The organism is Enterococcus sp. DIV2385, from assembly GCF_051711925.1.
Lineage (GTDB): Bacteria > Bacillota > Bacilli > Lactobacillales > Enterococcaceae > Enterococcus > Enterococcus faecalis.
Genome location: NZ_JBIONV010000001.1, coordinates 1,151,725 through 1,172,051, shown reverse-complemented (window position 1 = coordinate 1,172,051; position 20,327 = coordinate 1,151,725). Strand labels below are relative to the sequence as shown.

The 20,327-nt window shown below is 34.8% G+C and carries 24 protein-coding genes and 1 pseudogene; all 25 read right to left on the bottom strand.

Annotation, left to right across the window (positions count from 1 at the left end; genetic code table 11):
- Positions 1 to 2: 2 nt before the first annotated feature.
- The 25 genes and pseudogenes from IGM04_RS05830 to IGM04_RS05710 all read right to left on the bottom strand — a co-directional run bounded on the left by IGM04_RS05830 (position 3) and on the right by IGM04_RS05710 (position 20,010).
- Positions 3 to 1,568, bottom strand: a complete 1,566-nt coding sequence (locus tag IGM04_RS05830; protein WP_086317835.1) for a hypothetical protein — start codon at positions 1,566 to 1,568, stop codon at positions 3 to 5.
- Positions 1,559 to 1,915: a hypothetical protein gene (locus IGM04_RS05825; protein ID WP_002394401.1), complete on the bottom strand. Its 357-nt coding sequence runs from the start codon at positions 1,913 to 1,915 to the stop codon at positions 1,559 to 1,561. Before IGM04_RS05825 ends, IGM04_RS05830 begins: the two co-directional genes overlap by 10 nt.
- Before the next feature lie 12 nt (positions 1,916 to 1,927).
- Positions 1,928 to 2,182: a hypothetical protein gene (locus tag IGM04_RS05820; RefSeq protein ID WP_033594686.1), complete on the bottom strand. Its 255-nt coding sequence runs from the start codon at positions 2,180 to 2,182 to the stop codon at positions 1,928 to 1,930.
- Complete coding sequence (locus tag IGM04_RS05815; RefSeq protein ID WP_086317834.1) at positions 2,183 to 2,593, bottom strand: DUF4176 domain-containing protein; 411 nt, start codon at positions 2,591 to 2,593, stop codon at positions 2,183 to 2,185.
- Complete coding sequence (locus IGM04_RS05810) at positions 2,590 to 3,099, bottom strand: hypothetical protein (protein WP_086317833.1); 510 nt, start codon at positions 3,097 to 3,099, stop codon at positions 2,590 to 2,592. Before IGM04_RS05810 ends, IGM04_RS05815 begins: the two co-directional genes overlap by 4 nt.
- Positions 3,100 to 3,149: 50 nt before the next feature.
- The gene (locus tag IGM04_RS05805; protein ID WP_086317832.1) at positions 3,150 to 3,716 is read right to left on the bottom strand and encodes a hypothetical protein; all 567 of its coding nucleotides are present in this window, start codon (positions 3,714 to 3,716) and stop codon (positions 3,150 to 3,152) included.
- A gap of 225 nt (positions 3,717 to 3,941) precedes the next feature.
- Positions 3,942 to 4,178 carry a hypothetical protein gene (locus IGM04_RS05800; RefSeq protein ID WP_086317831.1) on the bottom strand — a complete coding sequence of 79 codons (237 nt, stop codon included), beginning with the start codon at positions 4,176 to 4,178 and terminating at the stop codon, positions 3,942 to 3,944.
- Positions 4,179 to 4,199: 21 nt separating this feature from the next.
- Positions 4,200 to 4,358: a hypothetical protein gene (locus IGM04_RS05795; protein WP_161796734.1), complete on the bottom strand. Its 159-nt coding sequence runs from the start codon at positions 4,356 to 4,358 to the stop codon at positions 4,200 to 4,202.
- Positions 4,359 to 4,559: 201 nt separating this feature from the next.
- Complete coding sequence (locus IGM04_RS05790) at positions 4,560 to 4,691, bottom strand: hypothetical protein (RefSeq protein ID WP_256924912.1); 132 nt, start codon at positions 4,689 to 4,691, stop codon at positions 4,560 to 4,562.
- Between the two features lie 39 nt (positions 4,692 to 4,730).
- Positions 4,731 to 4,946: a hypothetical protein gene (locus IGM04_RS05785; protein ID WP_086317830.1), complete on the bottom strand. Its 216-nt coding sequence runs from the start codon at positions 4,944 to 4,946 to the stop codon at positions 4,731 to 4,733.
- A 51-nt stretch (positions 4,947 to 4,997) separates the two neighbouring features.
- A pseudogene (locus IGM04_RS05780) lies at positions 4,998 to 5,300 on the bottom strand (enhanced serine sensitivity protein SseB C-terminal domain-containing protein); the annotation flags it as partial.
- Positions 5,216 to 5,647: an SseB family protein gene (locus tag IGM04_RS05775; protein WP_370684188.1), complete on the bottom strand. Its 432-nt coding sequence runs from the start codon at positions 5,645 to 5,647 to the stop codon at positions 5,216 to 5,218. The pseudogene IGM04_RS05780 and the gene IGM04_RS05775, both read right to left, overlap by 85 nt.
- Positions 5,648 to 5,714: 67 nt before the next feature.
- On the bottom strand, positions 5,715 to 5,972 hold the full coding sequence (locus IGM04_RS05770; RefSeq protein WP_086317827.1) for a hypothetical protein: 258 nt from the start codon (positions 5,970 to 5,972) through the stop codon (positions 5,715 to 5,717).
- Between the two features lie 12 nt (positions 5,973 to 5,984).
- Complete coding sequence (locus tag IGM04_RS05765) at positions 5,985 to 6,569, bottom strand: hypothetical protein (protein ID WP_256924911.1); 585 nt, start codon at positions 6,567 to 6,569, stop codon at positions 5,985 to 5,987.
- A gap of 355 nt (positions 6,570 to 6,924) precedes the next feature.
- Positions 6,925 to 7,452, bottom strand: coding sequence for a DUF2247 family protein (locus IGM04_RS05760; RefSeq protein WP_206537148.1), 528 nt, complete (start codon positions 7,450 to 7,452; stop codon positions 6,925 to 6,927).
- Complete coding sequence (locus tag IGM04_RS05755; protein WP_086317825.1) at positions 7,449 to 8,810, bottom strand: T7SS effector LXG polymorphic toxin; 1,362 nt, start codon at positions 8,808 to 8,810, stop codon at positions 7,449 to 7,451. The genes IGM04_RS05760 and IGM04_RS05755 overlap by 4 nt, the downstream gene beginning before the upstream one ends.
- The gene (locus tag IGM04_RS05750; RefSeq protein ID WP_086317824.1) at positions 8,801 to 9,163 is read right to left on the bottom strand and encodes a hypothetical protein; all 363 of its coding nucleotides are present in this window, start codon (positions 9,161 to 9,163) and stop codon (positions 8,801 to 8,803) included. Before IGM04_RS05750 ends, IGM04_RS05755 begins: the two co-directional genes overlap by 10 nt.
- Before the next feature lie 12 nt (positions 9,164 to 9,175).
- Positions 9,176 to 9,430, bottom strand: a complete 255-nt coding sequence (locus tag IGM04_RS05745; RefSeq protein ID WP_033625594.1) for a hypothetical protein — start codon at positions 9,428 to 9,430, stop codon at positions 9,176 to 9,178.
- 11 nt (positions 9,431 to 9,441) lie between these two features.
- On the bottom strand, positions 9,442 to 9,849 hold the full coding sequence (locus IGM04_RS05740; protein ID WP_033625593.1) for a DUF4176 domain-containing protein: 408 nt from the start codon (positions 9,847 to 9,849) through the stop codon (positions 9,442 to 9,444).
- Complete coding sequence (gene essC / locus IGM04_RS05735; RefSeq protein WP_086317823.1) at positions 9,846 to 14,279, bottom strand: type VII secretion protein EssC; 4,434 nt, start codon at positions 14,277 to 14,279, stop codon at positions 9,846 to 9,848. The genes IGM04_RS05740 and essC overlap by 4 nt, the downstream gene beginning before the upstream one ends.
- Positions 14,260 to 15,432 (bottom strand): type VII secretion protein EssB, encoded by a 1,173-nt coding sequence (gene essB, locus IGM04_RS05730; RefSeq protein WP_002385952.1) that lies wholly within the window; start codon positions 15,430 to 15,432, stop codon positions 14,260 to 14,262. Before essB ends, essC begins: the two co-directional genes overlap by 20 nt.
- Entirely contained in the window at positions 15,429 to 15,698 is a 270-nt protein-coding gene (locus tag IGM04_RS05725; protein ID WP_002357795.1) for an EsaB/YukD family protein, read from the bottom strand. Before IGM04_RS05725 ends, essB begins: the two co-directional genes overlap by 4 nt.
- 14 nt (positions 15,699 to 15,712) lie before the next feature.
- A complete protein-coding gene (locus tag IGM04_RS05720; protein ID WP_002357796.1) occupies positions 15,713 to 16,210 on the bottom strand; it encodes a hypothetical protein in 498 nt (165 codons plus the stop codon).
- 2 nt (positions 16,211 to 16,212) lie between these two features.
- Positions 16,213 to 19,689, bottom strand: a complete 3,477-nt coding sequence (gene esaA / locus IGM04_RS05715) for a type VII secretion protein EsaA (RefSeq protein ID WP_002400324.1) — start codon at positions 19,687 to 19,689, stop codon at positions 16,213 to 16,215.
- 27 nt (positions 19,690 to 19,716) lie between these two features.
- Positions 19,717 to 20,010 carry a WXG100 family type VII secretion target gene (locus IGM04_RS05710; RefSeq protein WP_002357798.1) on the bottom strand — a complete coding sequence of 98 codons (294 nt, stop codon included), beginning with the start codon at positions 20,008 to 20,010 and terminating at the stop codon, positions 19,717 to 19,719.
- Positions 20,011 to 20,327 lie beyond the last annotated feature (317 nt).

Sequence of the window (20,327 nt, the reverse complement as noted above, 5' to 3'; positions counted from 1 at the left end):
TTTCACCACCCAAAACTAACTTTTGGCATCTTTACTGAAGAAAGTGCTTTTCCAATTGATTTTCCTACTTGTTGAGTATCTTTATATACCTGTTTCACATTGTTAATGCTTTGTTCAACAGCTTTTCCTACTTGTTTGGATGCATTTCCTACAGTTTCTGAAGCTTTATCATATAATTTATAAGATCCATCTTTGATATTATCATATAAATCTGGTTTAAAAAATTGGATAAGTTTATTAGCGCCTCCTACAGCACCTGAAACTGTCCCTACTAAAGGAATAGGAATTGCAGTACCAATAACCCCACCTATCTGGGAACCTATCGTCATCCCCTCCAACGGACCTACCCTTTTCACTGTATCTATCGCTCCACCAATAACACCTTTGCCGATACTACCTGTTTTCCCGTATTCATTAACAGTGCTAGACACAAATGTCACACCTAATTGTACATATGTTGCCACTTGAGCAGCTGTTCCTAGCCCTTTAGCTACACCCCAACTTTTGGCACTTTGAACAAATTTAGAATGTTTCAGACTTTCACTTACGTAGGTTTTTATCGGATTTGTCATTTTACTAAACCATTGATATCCCTTACCTAGGGTATCTATTTTAGGAATCCATTTCCCATGTGCTACCGCTTGTCCAAATGATTCGTATTTTGCTAATCCATTAATCAATTTTATTTGGACTTTTGACGGTAATTTATCGGCAAGCATCCAAAATTCATCATTTTTCATCAGCTTATCTACTAATGCCTTGGGATACATAGCCAATAATTGTTCCATTCGTTTCATGTTATCCGTTTTACCACTGGTTAATGGGTTCATCAATTGTTTCACTTGTGTATATAATTCTAAAAAAGCATTACTATTATTTGTCGCTATTTGCTCCTTAGCTTTAGGTTTTATTTGATTAAACCAACTTTTATCCACACCACTCGGCAATGTATAACTACCATCCGCATGAATTGTTGTTCCATTCAACACCATTATGCCTTGCATAGCCAGTTTAAATTCAGCTAAACTTTCTTGAAACAGCCCACTTGTTTTGCCATTAAATTCTCTTAGCTTGTTCAACTTTTTTTCAATCCGTTGAATATCCTTTTGACAGTCTTGCGCTCTCCTCGCGAAGTTTCGCTGCATCCCTCTTATCATTTCTGATAGTAAGGGCTCTGTCAATGCATTGGCAATCATGTTGGCTGTACGTTCAGCGTTCTCCAAAGCCGTCTTGGAACTTTTACATAATGTCAATTGTTCATTTAAGTTGTCTTCTTCCAAATAACCTTCGCTAGCAATAAAACTGTCCGCTGAAGAGAACGTATTCAAATCTCTTTGAACATTATCTACTGCACTCGAAACACGTTTGATTGTTGGAATCACTAACTCTGAAAATAACCCTTTCCCTGCGGTATACGCTGCTCCTGCTAATGTCTGGCCATCGATTGCTGCGATTAATTGCTGACTACCAGAGTTTAGATTACTGACTGCTGTCCGAGCAATAGAGAGATTCGTTGCTAATGAACTTTTGATGGCATCGCTGTCACTACTTGAATAGATTAATCCCATGGCAATTCATTCCTTTCTTTTTGATATTCAAGACGTTCTTCGTTTAATTGTTCATTTTTTCTGACACATTGTTGATAAAATTCCTGATGAACTTGTTGAAAAGTAGAGGTTTGCTTTTGCTGCTTCTGAAGATAATCTTCTTGTAGCCATCTTGCTTCTTGATTACCATTCTTAGCTAATTCATGATTCAGATTTTCTAACTTACGTATATTTCGCGTTAAATCTCCTTCTAATGTGTCAAATAAGTTTTGAACTTGTCTCTTTACACTAGAAATTGAAGATATTTCTTGCTCTTTTTCAATAATTTTTTGATTGTATTCCGCTCGTAACTGCTCATTATTTTTCATTTTATAATCCTCTTATTTAAATCTTGTCCTGCTATCACGTGCTGCGATGACTGCGGCTAATTTAGGAAACTTACTTGCTTGATTATTTACACATTCCACCATCTTTGATACGTTAGCTACAAGCTGATTACTGACTTGCGCACCTTTTTTCATACCAGAAAGATTACTCTTTCCTAGCGTACACTTTTGTCCTCCACTCACCGATACATTACTAATTCCAGAAACCGCCGCTTGTGCGGCTCCTTGATTTGAGGCAATCTTTCCCATCTAGTCCTCTCCTCCTTTTCTAAAATAATAAAATGGGTCTCCATTTGTTTCCATTTCCGTTTTTTCTAGTTCACTACTTTTTTCAACCTCCGGTTCAGAATCCTTTGGAAACGATTCTGCACTCCCGTTCATTTGTGAAAGTAAATTTTCCAAAAACTCTTCATCCGTTTTATCAGAAAAACCTTCAAACAAAACCTCTATAATTTGCTCTACTTCAATTGAAAAGACTTCTTGTGTTGGTATATCCCCAAAAGGATGTGGTGCAACTTTATAACGAGAAACAATTTCTCCGTTACCATTTTTGGCAATCGCTCGAGCAACAATGAAATAATATAATGTATCATTGGTTGTATCTTTTAACTTCAACTCACTCCCCAATGGTAAAAAAGGGGTAGTTAAATCTTCACTCATTTGTTCACCTCCATTGGCACAACAATTTTATCTAATACTTCTTCTTTTAAGCGATGTAACACATTTTTAGGGACAGGAAGATTTTGCTGATCATAAGGAACATTTTCAACAAATGATTGATTTTGCAATGTACCTCCGAAAAGAACTTGTTCTGTGTTTTCTTTGATTGTCGAAATAAAACTACTGTAAGTAGATGTAAGCTTTGTTGAAGTATCTAATAAAATTAACTGTAGTTTGCCGATAGGACTATTTGTTATATAAGCCAGACTATCAATATCCAATGATAATTTATCGACCAAGTCTGCCAAGCCATTAATAATCACAATTCGTTGTGTCGTTTCATTAATTAACATTGCTTCTAACGCTTCTTTCAATTCCACGTTCTGTTGTACTACTTGTGTTCGTTGAATATAAAGGGATACTTTTTCAGACCATTCTTCTAAGTTCCCCGCTACATCAATCAAGACAACTTCATAATTGACAGTTAATTCACTGATTTGCTGCATAAACCATGGAAAGATTAGTTGGGATTGTTTAGTAGATTCTGGAAAAATACCTAGCGTTTTTCTTTGGAATAAGGGTAGCGTTTCTGGTTAGCACTTAATTTGTTTAATCCCAAATATAACTGATTCAATTCTTTTTCTGGTACAAATTGTTGGAATTGTTCATGTGATAATTTTTCAGGAACCATTGGAATTCTTTCAGGACGAATTCCCACCCAGTCATGATTCATCGTAGCCACTTTGGTTTCTAAATTTTCTAATAATTCTGCACTATTTTCACCCTCTGCTGGCAAGTAAAATTGAATCGCCGTTGGCGTATCCAACATGACTTGCCCACGTCCGCTGATTGCTTGAGCCATTAAAGCATCTCTACCTAACAAGCTACCTATTTCACTTTCGTCATTTAAATAAAGAACGACTTTAGTTGCGATATTACTCATCATATTCATCCGAATACTGCCAGAACGGCTCGCAGTAAAAATTAAGTAAACGCCAAGACTAGCACCATCTCTTAAGAGTTGTAAAAGTAGCTCGTCAATCCCGTCTTTCCGTTGATCTTCTAATGAGTAAGTTCCATTACTATTGACAATTGTTTCATTCAATGCTATAACACCTTGCATGGCAAGCTCCATCTCATTGAGACTATTATTAAATAAGCCATTGGTTTGCATAGTAAAATCATTGAGCTTTTGCAATTTATTTTAGAACTTGTCAATATCTTGTTAGATACCATCCGCCATTTGAATATTTGTAATTTTTAATTATTTTCATAAAATAGGATAGTCTTTATAAATAATTACTTAATAATAAATAACAAATATTGTAATTTATACATTTATTCAAATTCAATTCCACCAACGCCTTTTGTTCTTCCAGACCAAAAGAAAGCTGTATTGGGTTCTGTTTTTTAATAAAGGACGTACTTGTTCAATATCAAATACATTTTTAGATACTACGTACAAATCATTTGTAGACTTTTGTCGTCCATTCTTCACCTTTCCAGCATCATCCAAGCCGTCTAGTCTTGATGCAGCTTTGTTCCCATAATATGAACCTAGCATTACATTGCCAACTTCTGTCAATGTTCCCACCCAACCAGCATATTAAAATTTATTGGCTTCTCTTTCTGAAATTTTTTCTCCTGTATAGGGGTTAATTCCTAGGTTTGCTAAGGCGATTGTTTTTTTAGTGATTTTTTCTATACTATCAGTTGGTTTGATTAGCTCAATTTTTTGTTTATCCGAATCAATAACTGTTGGCATATCCTTTTTAATTCAGTAAAGTAACTTTTATCGACATCACTTGGTAATTTGTCTGCTATATCTACCAAGCCAGATAACAATCTGTTGATATTAGTATAAAAAAACTATCATTTGTTATGTATTTCACTTATATATTTAAATAAGTAATTCTAACCATAATTACAGTTAGAATCACTTATCATTTTCTTTGGCTATTTCTTTCTATTCACAATTAGTTTCTTCATCGTTCTTCTTTGCATATTCACTTTTATTATATATCTTCGATACTTTCACTAGCCAATAGACAATTGCTAGAACCATTGCTAATGGAATGATTTTCATAAAAAGTTCCATGAGATTCCTCCTCCCTTTTAAAGTCTAAAACTATGTTTATCATCCAACAAATTGATAAGTTACCATTTTGTCTATGGATGGTTTCCATTCATATTTTACAGCAAGGTTATCTGTAACATATTCTACATCACTAATTGTATCTGTTAATATTCCAAACCTTCCCGGGTATTCTGTTCCTTGTCCAACAGATAAAGCCATTTCGAACTGATCCCTGGTTTGAGAATAGACTGCTTTGGTTGATAATTTTTCGGCCATGGAGATTGCTCTCTCACTAAACTGAAATAATCATCTATATTAGCTTAAGGATTATTTTTCATAAAATGGATTGTATTCTTTAGTAACGTTCCTCCCAAAATCACTGTTTAAAGAAATTATATCAAGTATATCTTCTTTCCCTAGATACTTTTGAACTTTATTGCTTATGCTTACATACGGTAGTATTTGATCTTCATCTTTTGAATCGATTACCAATAAATAGCTTTTTTGAAGCTTTTTTCTTACCATTTGCAACAAAAAAGCTTTGTTTATTTTAGTTTCTTTTTTGAAATTTTTTTTACATTTATCCACAAAAAATTCTGGATACTCTCGTGGGATTCCGATTGACACTTGTTCATTTTTCTGATATTTCCACTATTTGATTTTATAAACTCTAAATTACCTCTATTTAAAACTAAATTTTGGCTGTAAGGATTGATTACTATACCAGTAATAGATAAATCTTCTTGAATAATTTTCAAATAATCATATATAGTAAAAACTACAGCGTTACTTTCTTCGCCTAATCGGAGATTTTCCCAGTCTGTAAACGCTGGTATATAATCATTGCCTACAGAATCCTCAATTTTAATAATATTAAGTTTATTTTGAGAATCGAAGTTAACTGGTAGTAACAGTTTTGAATCTTCTAATTTTTCGTAAAAGAATTGCTCATTCTTTTGCGTATAATCTTTTTTAATACTTTCAATTCTAATTACTAATTCAGGATTTTTGACTTCTTCTTGTTCCGTTCTTTCATCTCCTAATTTACGATAATAACCTATCTAATTTTTCTAATTCTGGAATAACAGGGCTAGAAAAATGTGTAGTTTCATCAACAAACTCTCTAATCAAACTGTTAAAATTTATCTTTTCTTTATAAGTTTCATCCCTCAACGCGGTGGAATAAATATTTTTAACAATAGTCCGAATCTTCTTTATTACGCCTGCATAATATTGTTGATTAGGAAATTCCTTATCTAACAATATTAAAATTTTTTTGCATGTTTCTTTTAATTCTTCCATTTCATTTCACTCCTATTTGCTAGGTACTACTCTTATATCTATAATCCATTCTAATGGCCAATCTTGAGGTAACAATATTTGATCCGCACCTCCTTTTAAAACTGTTCCAGTTTTGTCATTTATTTGAGGAGCCACTTTCCCAATATTAAGTTTTTCACCTTTAGGTATTGTTATTTCCGCTTCATACATTCTAGAATTTTTCCAATCTGGTAAAAGTGCAGTATCCATCTTGGCGTCTATTCTCGAAACAGCTGGCTCTGTTGTTGCAAATCCTCCACCAGCATCTGCATTTCCGCCAAAGGTTCTATAAGTTTTTAATTCATCTACGGATTCGACAGTTCTATAATAACTATCTGTATATGTTTTTTTCAACCCATCTGGTAAATTTGCTTTTTCTATTTCTATAACTTTAGAGTCTATTTTTGTACTATATTCACCATAAACTCCACTGGCTTTCTTATAACTTACAGTTCCAGTACTTTTAGGCTTATCTAACACATAAGTTTTTCCGTTTTTACTTCCCCTTAAAGCAGCGTTATCTGTTCCTTTAACCTCGTTAGAAAAAGTCTGCGCATTCTTTACCGACGCAACGCCCATTCCTACCGACCACAAGGAATCCCAAACTCCTGATTCTTGAATACCTTCTATAAAGTCTTGTCCATGAGACAGCAGTCCTAATCCTCTTATTTTTTCGCTTTTGTCAAAATAATTGTATCCTTTTTTCTGCTGATTAATTGACTCGGGCGTTCAATTCCTTTGGCGTCAGTTCTACCACCTCTAAGTGGTATTTTTTTACTAAAGATGCAAGTTTTTTTGATAGTTTTTGCTCATCTAATTGGATTTTTCCATTTTTCACTTATTTCTTTAAAACATCAATTTGCAAAATATACTTCTAACAATAATTAAATTTAGAGCCAGTCGCTTTAATAAATATTGTCTATTACAATTTATACTAAGATAATTTCTTTTTTTCACTTATTAACCATTCTTTATGTTCTAAAATAACTTTAGACAAATGCTCTTCTGTATAAAAGTATTCAGGAGTCATATCATTATTAATTCCCTGATACTGATAAGGCATATCAAATGGAGATTGCAAATCCAGCCAAAACTCACTAATCTCTAATAAAGCATTGATGGTATCCATACATTTAATCTCGTTTAATAGGTTATTAACTAAAATCCATCGCCATTTGTAGTAAGCCTGCAAATCTTCATCAGAATTAGTAATTGAATCCAAAAGGTCATACACTTCCGTTTCATCATATGGTAAAGATAAGCTTCCTAATTCCCATAAAAAAGAATTCTCCTCATTTTCATTCTTAGATAGATAATCTAACGTATATGCCATTACATAATCATCATTAATCCTTCCTTGCAGATAGAAATTATCATCTGAATAACCAAATCTACCGATTTTCAGTTCGCTCCAAGAAAAAGAAATAGCATTTTCTTTAAATTCGTCTATATAGTTCATCATTTTATAGGCACTCCGTTCAATTCTATATTTCTTACAAACATTCTATGAGTAACTTTTCCATTTTGGATTATCCATTCAAAACGCCCCATAACACCGTTTTGACTTCCTTGAATTTGATATAGTTTAGCATTCCCTAAATCAGTGACTTTTGCTAATCCAGCATAATTATCAACTATATCAGAGAATCCATGTGCTTTAGGAACATGAGGAAACTCATCTATAATAATTTGAATTTTTTTCGTAGGATGTTTTCCTGTCAATGGGTCAATATCGTAGATATATCCTTTTCCTTTAATTGGCTTAATATCATCTATCTTCAGCCCGCTCCCAGTTCTAGGAGATTTTATAATCGGATTAGAAACCTCCTCTAACACTTTCAAATTAGTTCCACTATCTTTTTTACTAAACGATTTTTGCTTCACATTCCCCACATCATCAAGTCCGTCCAATCGTGAAGCGGCTTTGTTCCCATAATATGAACCTAGCACTACATTTCCCACGTCTGTTAATGTTCCCGACCATGCGGCATACTTAAATCGATTGGCTTGACTTTCATTTATCTTTTCACCTGTGTAGGGATTGATTCCAAGGTTGGCTAAAGCGATTGTTTTTCTGCTGACTTCTTCTATACTATCAGTTGGTTTGATTAGCTCAATTTTTTGTTTCTCTGAATCAATAACTGTTGAGGTGTCTTTTTTAATTTCCGTGAAATAACTTTTATCGACACCACTTGGTAGTGTATAGGTTCCGTTGCTATTGACAGTTGTTTCATTCAATACCGTAACACCTTGCATGGCAAGTTCCATCTCGTTGAGGCTATTGTTAAATAAGCCATTGATTTGCATAGCGAAATCATTGAGTTTTTGCAATTTCTTTTGGATTTTGTCAATATCTTGTTGAAGGCTATCTGCCATTTGAATCAAGGTGCGTTGCGTGTCTTTTAACAGGTTATGAATCCCTGGGATTGGCGTGTTATAAGCAATCGTTGCTACTTGTTTAGCTGCTTCATGCAAGGATTTTTGACTGGCTTTCATGATTTTTATTTGTAATTTTAACTTATCTTCATTTAAATAGCCTTCACTGGAGATAAATGCGTTGGCTGCGCCATATTTGGTCAAATCACTTTGAACATGATCAATGGCAGCCGTCATTCGATGAATCGTTGGAATCACTAATTCTGAAAACAAGCCTTTTCCGGCGTTATAAGCCACTCCTGACAACGTATGTCCGTCAATGGCTGTGATTAGTTGTTGACAACCAGCTGTTAATTCACTGGTGGTCGTTCGTGCGACAGATAGATTACTAGCCAGAGCACTCATTAATTCTGAGGAGTCTGCACTAGAATAGATTAATCCCATGATAACGTACTCCTTTCTTTTTGGAGTTGATCACGTTCTTCACGCACTCTTTCTGTCGCCTTAGCATAATTCCGTGTAAATTCTTGATTTTGTTGTTGGAGAAATTCAGTAAGGTATCGTTGTTTACCGGATAATTCATCTTGTGCCCAACGAGCTGGTTTATTGCCTTTACTAATGTCCTCTCCATTCAATCGTTCTAGTTCTCGAAAATTTCTAGTTATCTCATAGTCTAGTGTACCAAATATAGCTTGGATTTTCTTCTGATCATTTGATAAATTATCCATTTGATGTTCTTTTTGAATAATTTTTTGACTATACTCATTGCTTAAACGCTCTTTATTTTCGGTCTCCATTTTTTCAACTCCTTATTTGAAACGTGTCTGACTATCTCTTGCGGCAATCGCCGCTGCTAATTTAGGGAATTTATTGGCTTGAGTATTGACACATTTCACTAGTTTAGACAAGTTATTCAGCATTTTATTATTAACTTTTACGCCTTTTTTCATTCCAGAAATGTTACTTTCTCCTAATGTACACTTTGTATTTTTACTAACGGACACATTTTTAATCCCAGAAACGGCTGCTTGAGCCGCTCCTTGATTTGATGCAACTTTAGTCATTGCTTATTTCCTCACTTTCTAAATTTGTAAAAGGGATCTTTTTTGAGTTTTTCTTTTTCATCGACAATTTCTTCTGATTCATTTGGAGCAACTACTTGAGCAGTTGGCTGAGCAACAGGTATGTCTTTGGCATTCGTCATTTTAGTGATTAAACTTTCGAGAAATTTATTGTCAATTTCATTTGTATATCCTTCGAAAACTACTTCAGAGATTTCATCATGTCTAATTGAAAAAACATTTTCCGTTGGAACATCTCCAAATGGATGCGGCGCTACTTTGTATCTAGAAATAATTTTGCCGTCATTATTTTTAGCAATTGCTCGAGCTACTATAAAAAATAACATTGCTCCGTGGATTCCCTCATTTAAACGAATCACACTACCCAGCGCTAAAAAAGGAGTTGATAATTCTTCACTCATTTTTTGGTCACCTCCGTCGGAATGGTAATAGCTTCTAATACATCATCTTTCAAACTATGCAAGACATTTCTAGAAACTGGCGCATTCTTTTGATCCAATGATAAATTCTCAATAAATAATTGTTTGTTGAGACTACCACCGAAAAGAAGATATTCTATATTTTCTTTAGCTAAGGCTGTCATACCGCCATAAGTTGCACCAACTTTACTTAAGGAATCAACACATAACACTTGCAAGTTTTGCTTACGGTTGTTTAGTAGCATTATTATTGCTTCTGGTTCTAAAGAAAGTTTTTCAACTAAATCAGCAATTCCATTTATAACCACCACTCGCTGCCTTTCTTTTTCTGCCACTATTGCTATTAGGGCTTCTTTAAGTTCGGCGCTTTGCTGTGCCACTTGTGTTCGTTCAATGTAAATTGCGACTTTGTCTATCATCATTTCCAAATTCCCTGCAACATCAATCAAGATAACTTCGTGATCAGCAGACAATTCTTCCAGTTGCTGCATAAACCAGGGCATTAATAACTGGAATTGTTTATTGGATTCGACAAAAATCCCCAATGTTTTTCCTCGGAATAACGGGAATGTTTCTGGTAAAGCACTTAATTTGTTTAATCCCAAATAGAATTGATTGGCTTCTTTTTCTGGGACAAATTGTTGGAATTTTTCAATAGTTAATTCTTCGGGAACCATCGGAATCGGTTCTGGGCGCGTGCCTGTCCAATCTTGATTCATTTTAGTGACCTCTGATTCTAAGTTTTCCAACAGCTCCGCACTAGTCGCTCCTTTTGTTGGCAAATAAAATTGAATCGCAGTTGGTACTTCTAATAGGACCTGCCCGCGACCATTGATGGCTTGGGCAGCTAAGACTTCCCTTCCTAGTAAAGAGTTTAATTCGCTTTCATCGTTTAAATACAATGCCATTTTTGTAGCAATGTTACTCATCATATTCATGCGAATGCTGCCAGATCGACTAGCTGTGAAAATCAAGTAAATTCCTAAACTGGCGCCATCTCTTAAGAGTTGAAGTAATAATTCATCGATGCCGTCTTTGCGTTTGTCTTCCAAACTTAATCCATCGTAGCTATCTAATAAGTTAATAATGATTGGCAATTTGCTTTGCGTTTTGGCTTCATACTGTGCCAAGCTGGCCACACCATTAGTTTTAAAAAGATTTTTCCGTTGTGCTAGAAGTTGACTAATTTTATCCAACATTTTCTGTAATTTTTCTGCTTCTTCTAAAGTCACAATATCGGCTACATGAGGTAGATCTTTTAGTGGCAATAAGCCGTTATTTCCGAAATCAATTAAATTAAATTGAACTTGTTCAGGGGTATTCTTATGGGCAAGATTGATTGCTATCGTTTGTAAAATCGTCGATTTCCCATATCCTGGACTCGCAAAAATTGCTGTATGGCTGGACTTCTCCAAATCATATTCATAGACTTCTTGAGCTTGCTTTGCAGGAATATCAAGTAAGCCTATTGGTACTTTAAGGCTACGATCATTTGATTTTCCAATACTTGGTGTTGCTATTTTTTCTTCAAGATTAGGTAACCACGGTTTATCTGGAATCGTCAGTGTTGATTGTTCAAAAATTTCGCCAATCGTAGTAATAACAGCTTCCAATTGGGTTGGTAAGTCGCTCTTATCTTTTCCTTGAACCACTTCTTCACCTGGATCATAAAGCAATTCAGTTTGACCTAAATCATTGATCCGATATAGCCGTTCATCCACCACTTCTTCCATCACTTGGTCAGGATCGTAAGGAACCCCCGCATAACCACTTTGGAACATTTCATAAACTTCATTTTCCCCAACTTTTAAATACCCCCGACCAGGATTGGTAATTTGAGCTGCATCTGGTGTTTTTAATAATTCATTAGAATCTTGGACACTAGCCATTTTCAAAGCAATTTTGCTGGTACTATTGGCTTCAATTTGATCATTTACCACACCACTTGGTTTTTGTGTCGCCAAAATTAAATGAACACCCAATGAACGGCCAATCCGCGCCACCGAAGTTAGCTCATCTAAAAATTCTGGAACATTCGCTTTTAATTCCGCAAATTCATCAGAAACCAAAATTAAATGAGGCAATGGTTTAGTAGGATAGATAATATCAGGTTTCGGTTCGTGTCGTTGTTTGTATAAACTCATATATCCGTTGATATTATTCACACCATATTTGGCGAATTCTCGTTGACGTTTATCCAATTCTGCTTTGATACTGGCTAAGGCTCTAGCTGTTCCGGCTCCGTCTAAATTGGTAATAGCGCCCATAAAATGCGGTAGCTTATCTAATGTATTGGCTATTCCGCCACCTTTCCAATCAATAATCAACATGCCGATATCTTCAGGAGAAAAATTAATCGCTAAGCCAATTAGATAAGTTGTTAAAAATTCTGATTTTCCAGAGCCTGTGGTCCCTCCAACAAGTGCATGAGGCCCATGCAAACGTTCGTGTAAGTCCCAATAGACATAATCTGATTTACCACGCCAGCCAATTAGTGAACGAATTGATTTATTTGGCTGCGCATTCAACCAACGTTGATCGATAGTTAATTCTTCAATCCTTGTTACTTCGTATTGCTCAAGTAAACTCAGACTTTCTGGCACCGCATTCTTCTCCACTTCCACATGCTGCAAGTTCGCCAAGCGCTGAATCGCATAAGCAAGCGGATAAGCAGTCGGTAAATGATTAGGAACGAAGTTTTGGTTCACATATTTATTATTTTGATTGATTAAAGTCGCTGCTTCACTACTTTGATACTCAATCAGTGTAGTTGTCGTTTCTGGTAACATATTTAAAGCATCTTTTCCCCAAATAACTGTCACACCATATTGACTCATATCTTCAGCTAAAAATTCATTTAAGCCATGCCCTGACAACCAGCTTTCTTCTAAAATCGACAGAATGTACTGTGGTTGAAAGTGAACTTTTTCATTGCCGGCTTCGCGCACTTGTTGACGACGTTTCGTAATCATTTGATAGAAAGAATTTAAAACCATATCCCTTGTTTGAGGATCATGAACAATCCCACGCAAATTCAGACTGCGGATTTTGACGTGTGGCAACCAACGCCAAGAATGCCAATCTTTCTGATAATCTTCCTCTGGTACTAAAGTAACAAACTCTACGTCACGATAGGAATGTAAAACAGACACTTGAAATAACAACGTTTGAATGGCTGTCCTTAAAACAGCAGGTGTTCCCGCCAATCCTAAGGTTTGTCCCATTAGTGGTACAACAATCGGCGCCTTTTCTAATTGTTTATATGGCCATACTAATTGTTCTTCAGCTTCTTGACTTAGTGAATCATCTTCCGTTGACTGATAATTTGTCGTAAAACTTGAAGAAATTTCACCAACCCCTAAGCGAACTGTCAAAAAATCTTCATTAGTCATCATGCGTTCATATATCCGCGCATGATACTCTTTTGTCATTAAGGCTAATTCGTTCATGGCAGGATTCATATATTCCAGGGCCTCTTTTTGTTCTTGTTGCAGTATACTTAAACGAGCTTTCTCTTGTATTAAATATTGTTCGTAGCTATTTGTCCGTTCGATATTCTTTTGCTTTGTTTCTTTTTTATTGGTGAAATAACTAGAGACTGAAAAACCAGCCGTCAATAAACTCGCTCCGCCCATACTAAGCATCATAATTGGATTTCCCCCACTTAAAAAGCTTGTTGCGCCACTCAAAACGACCATTCCTAAAGGTGGGACAATCGTCCGTAACAGTTCATTTTTCCCTTCTGTTTGCTTGGCTTTTGGGGCAGCAATTTCTATTTGTTTTTTTGGCTCCTTCAAGTGAATCCGTGGACTTCGTCGAAATGACGGGAAATCCACAGGATATTCTGGAATAACCTCCTCTTCTACAATTTGCCAAGGATCCAGGGAATATGTAGCTCCTAGACTTGTTAACTTTAATTGTTTTTCCCGAACTTCAATGATTAAGCCATTGACAACTAATTGATCACCGACTGCAAAAGCATAGCTTCCTTTTTCAACTAAATAATGATTGTAGTAAATCGTATCTTCTCCGGGATAAATCGTTGCTGTATATTCCCCAGTTTCTGGTGTTAGTGTAATATTGATGATGGCATCTGTTTCTAATGAAATCGCAGCATTTTTGGCAGAGGCAATTAAAAAATCTTTCTGTGGTTTATTGGTGGTGACAGTAATCAATTCTTCGTGGGGAAAAACAGAAAAATTTTCAGCAGAATCAAAGGTTTCACCATTACAGAATAATTCTTCATTTTCGTAAAAAAATAATTGTTGATTGATTGAAACACTTGGGTTTTTAGCCGTAATTTGACGGTGAAGAAGTTGGGGACCAAAATAAAAAATGTCAAAATAAATCATGCTAGATGTATGAATTTGATCATTCACAGAGACCAATTTTTTACTGATTTTCGTTGTCATCCGTTTTTCCTCCCAAGATTTTCATGTATTTATCAATTGCTTCTTCATATTTTGTTAACAATGCTTGTTTTTTCTCGCCGTTCATTTTGTTATTGGCTTTGGTTGCATCATATAATTTTGTATAGGCATGTAATATATATTGGTTATCGCCTAAATTTTGGGCAATATCTAATGATTTTTCAAAGTCTCCTTTGCCAATATAAATCCAATAAAGTAAGGTATTTTCACTAGATTTTTGAGATAAATTATTTAAAATTGCTGTTTTTTGTTCATTTGATAAATTATCTAGTTGGACAGAACTAACAGCAGCAACATACTTAGCTCCTATCGGCAATTCTTCTGGTGTATCTTCTTTTAATGTTTTCGTAACACTTGCATAGTCATTAGAAATATACTGCGCTTCTGCCAAACTCACTCGCTCTTGGGCTGGTAATTTTTTTAAGACATAAATCCCTGTTGTAGTTGCAAAAAGTAGCGTTAAAGCCAATAACACTAAGCTGGCCCATTTAAAGGTTAAATAACTTTTTTTACTCACTAATTTGGTTTCTGCTTCGCGCTTGGCTTTTTGACGAATGATTTGTTCACCAATGATTTGCTCAATTTCATTGATTGTTTTCGCCTCTTGTAATTGTTTAGATAGCGTATCTTTCAGGGTGCCATTCCCTTGAATCAATTGTTCATACTCATACTTTGGATGTAAGATTGCTAAAATCAGCGCTCGATATTGTTTAAAAAATTCTCTTTCATCTGCTGAATAAGGCACAATGACCTGCATAAAACCACGATGAGCAATTAATAATTCTTCTCCCAAGATATAGATGTTTTCTGGATGAATAAAGGGTTGGACCGGCGTACCTAAGAAATCAACCAAATAATGAACTCTTTGCGCTAACAATAATCGCTCATATTGATCCATTTTTTTTATCGCTTGTAAAATGGATTGCATATATTGATCCTTATGGTATTGAATCACTAACGCTTCTTCCGTTGCTTGTATTATTTTTCCCGATAAAAATCCACGACTTGATTTTAAAAATTGTTGAAACTGTTCTAGTCTTTCTAACTGATATTGATTTGCTTGTAATGTCACTTGAACATATTCTTTTGTTGCTTCTAACGTGATTGTCTCTGAAATATCCTTTAACTCGCTCATCCATGTGTCTCCTTTACAATTTCTTTTACTACTAGTTGGTCGCCATTCCCTAATGGATAATCTGCAATTAATTGATTGTCAGCTAAATGAATTGGTTTATTCAAAACAACCAATTCAAATGATGCTGGCAAACGGTTTGGCAACATCTCAAACGATTCGAGTAACAATTCTTTTAAACGTGCAACTGATACCTGATTAGGGATTTGCAAATCAATAATTTGATTCGACACATGTAAGCCGATACCAATCGATGTTCTTTTGTTCATGTTTCTTTCACTCCTTAATTTCCGCTTTGTGCACGATGATATGAAAAACGGTTTCCTAGAAAAACACCAACGAATAAAATAACTATACTTCCTAAAAAAATACCACTGTACAACCAAAAGTTTATGGATATTTCTCGTTGAACCTCAAGAGATTCAACGCTTTCAGGAGAAGTGACCGTTGCCGTCTCTTTGAACAGAAAAGGCCTTACCTTTTTATCAACTGCTAATGTTTTTGCATTCTGTTCTGTCCTAAATACATCATTTTTTGCTTCGTTGACAACCCTCGCTTTACTTTGATTGACTTCTTTTTCTCTCTCTGCTTTTATCGGCAAAAACAAATCTGGAATAATGAAATTCACTTCTACGTTTTTTTTCTGCTGATTATCTTGGTAGATCACTTGATTATTTATTTTTAAAGCGCCTACTTCTTCTGCTTTTGTTTTTGTTGATGACAATGACAAATAGAGCATATTAACACTTAAAACAATCACTATTTTTATTAATTTTCTCATGGCTATTCCTCCGGTCGTACAAATAAATTAAGGACAACACCTAAAACAAGTAAAACGATTAAAATAAGGTAACTAACCCAACTAATTTGTACGCCATTTACTAAAGCAGTAAAGCCATTTTGGATATTTTGAAGCGGCGATAAACGATAGAGCCAATTGCTTAATGAGCCTACCTTTGTTGCAATGCCTAATAAAGGTGTCAACATGAAAAATAACCCCAGCATAGCTCCATAAACATATAAAGTAAGTTTTTTAAATTGGCGTAAACAAGCACAAACCAAAAGTGCACCGCTAGCAAATACTAAGAAACTATAGCTAAACCAAGCGAATCGATTTATTTGAGATACATTGAACACCAGTAGAAGTGAAAAGACACTCCCAAACAAAATAACCGTAATCAAGAGTAATAACAGATTTGGTATATTTTGCCAAACTCTGGTTGGTTCAACCAACGCATCCGCTACAGTAACTGTTCTTTTCTTCATAAAGCCTTGGAAAGTTAGCGCAATAACGAATGTTAAAATACTAACAATCAAGGTAGCGTAATAGGGAATTAAAGAGACTTGTCGGGTTTCGCCAAAGATCCCTTCTCCTTGAATTGGGCTCGCAAGGAAACTAAATACCCGTGGATTATCAGCACCGCCGTCTCTTGTATTAGCCAATACTTTTTCAAATGTTTTGGCATACTCTTCATTTTCTTTGGTTGTTTTCTTTGACTCATCAATTGAATCATTTAAGTTTGCTAAGATATTTTGCGCATGATCTTGAACTTTGGTTGTTGAGGCTTTCAATTCTTTGATAGTCTGGGCAACATCTTTGACTTTGGCTGCTGAATCAGCTGTTGTTAGACTAGTTTCTTTCGTTGTTTGCATTAACGTTTGCATCATTTTAACTAAATTTTCTGTTTCTACATCTAAAGTGCTGGTTTGATTTTCTTCTGGATGTGGATTTCTTTCATCAATTACAGAAGTAGCTCCCACTTTTCCAGCTTCTTGCCAAGTAGCATATGTCGCATTGACTTGTTTTGTTGCTTCATCAAACCATGTATTTAATTTCTCCGCTTCTCGTAATAATTTTTCAGGGACCGTCATTAAATTTAATGTTCCGTAAAGTGTTGTAGGTCGTCCGTCTGTATTTTGATCTGTCTCAGTACCAATTAATTGTTTTAATTGATTAATTTGTTCATCTGTTTCTCGATATAATTGATTTCCTGTTTTTTTATATTCGTCTAATAATTTATCTGTAATCATCATGGTTTGCTCGTTTTCAGTGATATTGTCGTACATCCAGTAAATGGATGTCTCACCTGCTAACTCTTCAATTGTTTTATCCTGATTTTCAGGAGCGGTTAACATTGCTGCATACTCTTGAATAGATAGACTTTGATTAGGCGTACCATATAAAGTCACAATTTGTTGTGATACAGTATCTAAAAGTTGAAATTGCTTCATGATTTCAGGAATATCGGTTACTAATGGTTGGTCCATTGCAATATACACAGCGAACGAACGTGCATTTTGAAGCTCATTATTTACCCACCAAGAATAATCAATCTGATTAAATGCTGTTTTTTGTTGTTCTGGTGTCAGTTGCCAAGACATTGGTAAGTCAATCGTTAAGGAAAGTTTTTCTGGAAGTGAGAGCAAATCATTTACTGGCTCAGTTACTTTTTCAGATTCATCTTCGGATTCTTCTGCCAACTCTTCTTGCGTATTTTCTTCGTCCACTTCATCATTCTCAGGAATCTCAGCTTGTATTTTGACTGGTTTGGTAATTGTTAGCTGTGTTGGGGTAATTGCTGAAATATCAATGCTGTAACCTGTACCTGCTAACTGCTGATTCAAAGATGTTTTAATTGTTTGAACTTTTGAATCATCTAAAAGAAATGACAATTCGCCATTTTGTGTATTGGTTTGTCGTAATGAAATAACCGACTCTTGATTTGTCGCTAGTGAAAAAGTTACTTTTTCTTGTGGAATCGCTATAGTATCTTCATGAAGTTGTTTAGGTTCCAAATACATAAAGCGGCTTGAATTGGTGAAATCAAGTTCATGTTGTTCTGCATATCGCTGAATAATTTGTAACTCATCACGGAAAAGATTGCCTTGTTCAACTGAAATCCTATTATTCATTTCTAATTCACTAACGAGTCTTTCTAAACTTACAAAAGAAATTTCACTTAGTGATTCTTCCAATCTTTCCTGATAATTTTTATCTAAGTTAGGTATATTTTCTTTTTCGTTCGTAATTAACTGAATAATCGCTTGCTTAATTTGAGTGTCTGTTGCTATCTCAGGTGTTGCTTCAAGATCATTATAATATGTAGCCGCAATTTGCTTTTTTAACGCAGTTAATTGTTCTACTTGCATATGTAGTTCTGCGATTTCTTTTTGTAGTTCGCCAATGCGATTGCTTTGTGTTTCTTGAAATAATTTAGATTCTGATAAAAAGTCAGCATAAATCCCTGAGCTTCCTTGTTCACTTGGTGTGTAGAAGGAGCTAAACTGATTGATTACCATTCCATTTAGTTGATCGAATTGTTGTTTGTATACTGTCGTGTCACTTTCCCATTGATTAGTCAATTCTTGTTTTTGTCTCTCAAACTGTTCATTAAATTGTGCAATTGATTTTTTTATTTTTTCATTTGCTTCTTTCGAATACTCGTCCACTGATTTTTTCGTATCTTCCGTTGTCTTACTAGTTGATTCTAAGCTCCGATTGTTGCTTTCTAATAAGGTTTGTACTGATTTTACAAACGCTTCTTGCTCGTTTGTAAATAATTTATTGTCCTCATCTAAAATACTAGCCGTACTTAATACTGTCGTATAATTCATGGGAATTTCTTTAAATGGTTGCTGAATTGTTTCTTCTAATTGATTTTGATACAGCAACTGCGTATCAGTAATTTGGTTAACGTTTTGTTGTGCGATAACTAAATTTCCAACAATACTGGAAAAATACATCTGAATTACGCGTTGGTTAAAATCTTTCAAAATAGTATTTACTTTGTCTTGAATTGCTTGATTGGTCAATTCATTTTGTCCGTCTCGCACTTGGTATTCAACAGAAGCCTGCTCTGGACTAACAGCTTGTAGTGACAATAATTTCTCCGAAAAATCTTGCGGAATAATAATTTGAGCATCGAATTGTCCATTTTCAACCCCAGATGTTGCGATATTCCGAGTCGTTGTTTCCCATCGATTAGCTGTATCTTTGTTAATTAATGTGACAAAATCAGAACCTAATGCATAACGTTTTCCTTCAAAACTTGCGCCTTTATCTTCATTAACTAATGCGTACTGCATCTTTGTTGTCTGATCTTTGCTACTTCGAGTCACGTTCTCATCTTTAAACCCTAAATGAATGAAAAAAAGTAATAACAAGAAAGTTGCTCCAATTGCTAAGGCAAAAGGGATACCTTTTTTTATTTTCCCTTCCATTATCTTCTCTCCTTTAGAAAAAGCGCTAGTGCAATTCATTGCGCTAGCGCTTCAATCTTTGATCAATTAAAAGCCAAATGATCCTGCATCTTGACGGTCACGTTCTGCGACAGTGTCTGCATATTTGTTTAATTGTTGATTAATACTAATCAATAATTCTTCCATCTGTTTGACATTACCTTCCAATTGATTGTACTGTTCCAGATACGCTTGAAATGCTTGCCCTTTCCATTGTTGTGAAATTTGTTGGTTCATTGAATTCACTTTACGAATTGCATCTTGAATTTGAGACGATGCTTGCGAATATACTTTCGCTTGTGATTTCAGTTGTTCTGGTGTTACAGCAATTGATCCTGCCATAAGTAATCCCTCCACATTTTTTATAGTTTTATTACCTGTTACAAATATTATAACTATATATAAAAAATATAGTCAACAACTATTTAAAAATATACGTATTCGCATAAAAATAATTATAACAATAAAATAAACAAATAAAAACTCTTAAAAACAACATTACAAAACCATCAAAATCAATATTTATCAAAATAAAAACAAAAATAACTGATAAATAAAAATTATTTAAAAAATATTTAAAAAATAAATAAATTCCATTAAATCGTTATTTTTTAACGTCAGATAAATTAATAAGTAAATATGCATTTTATTAAAAAAAC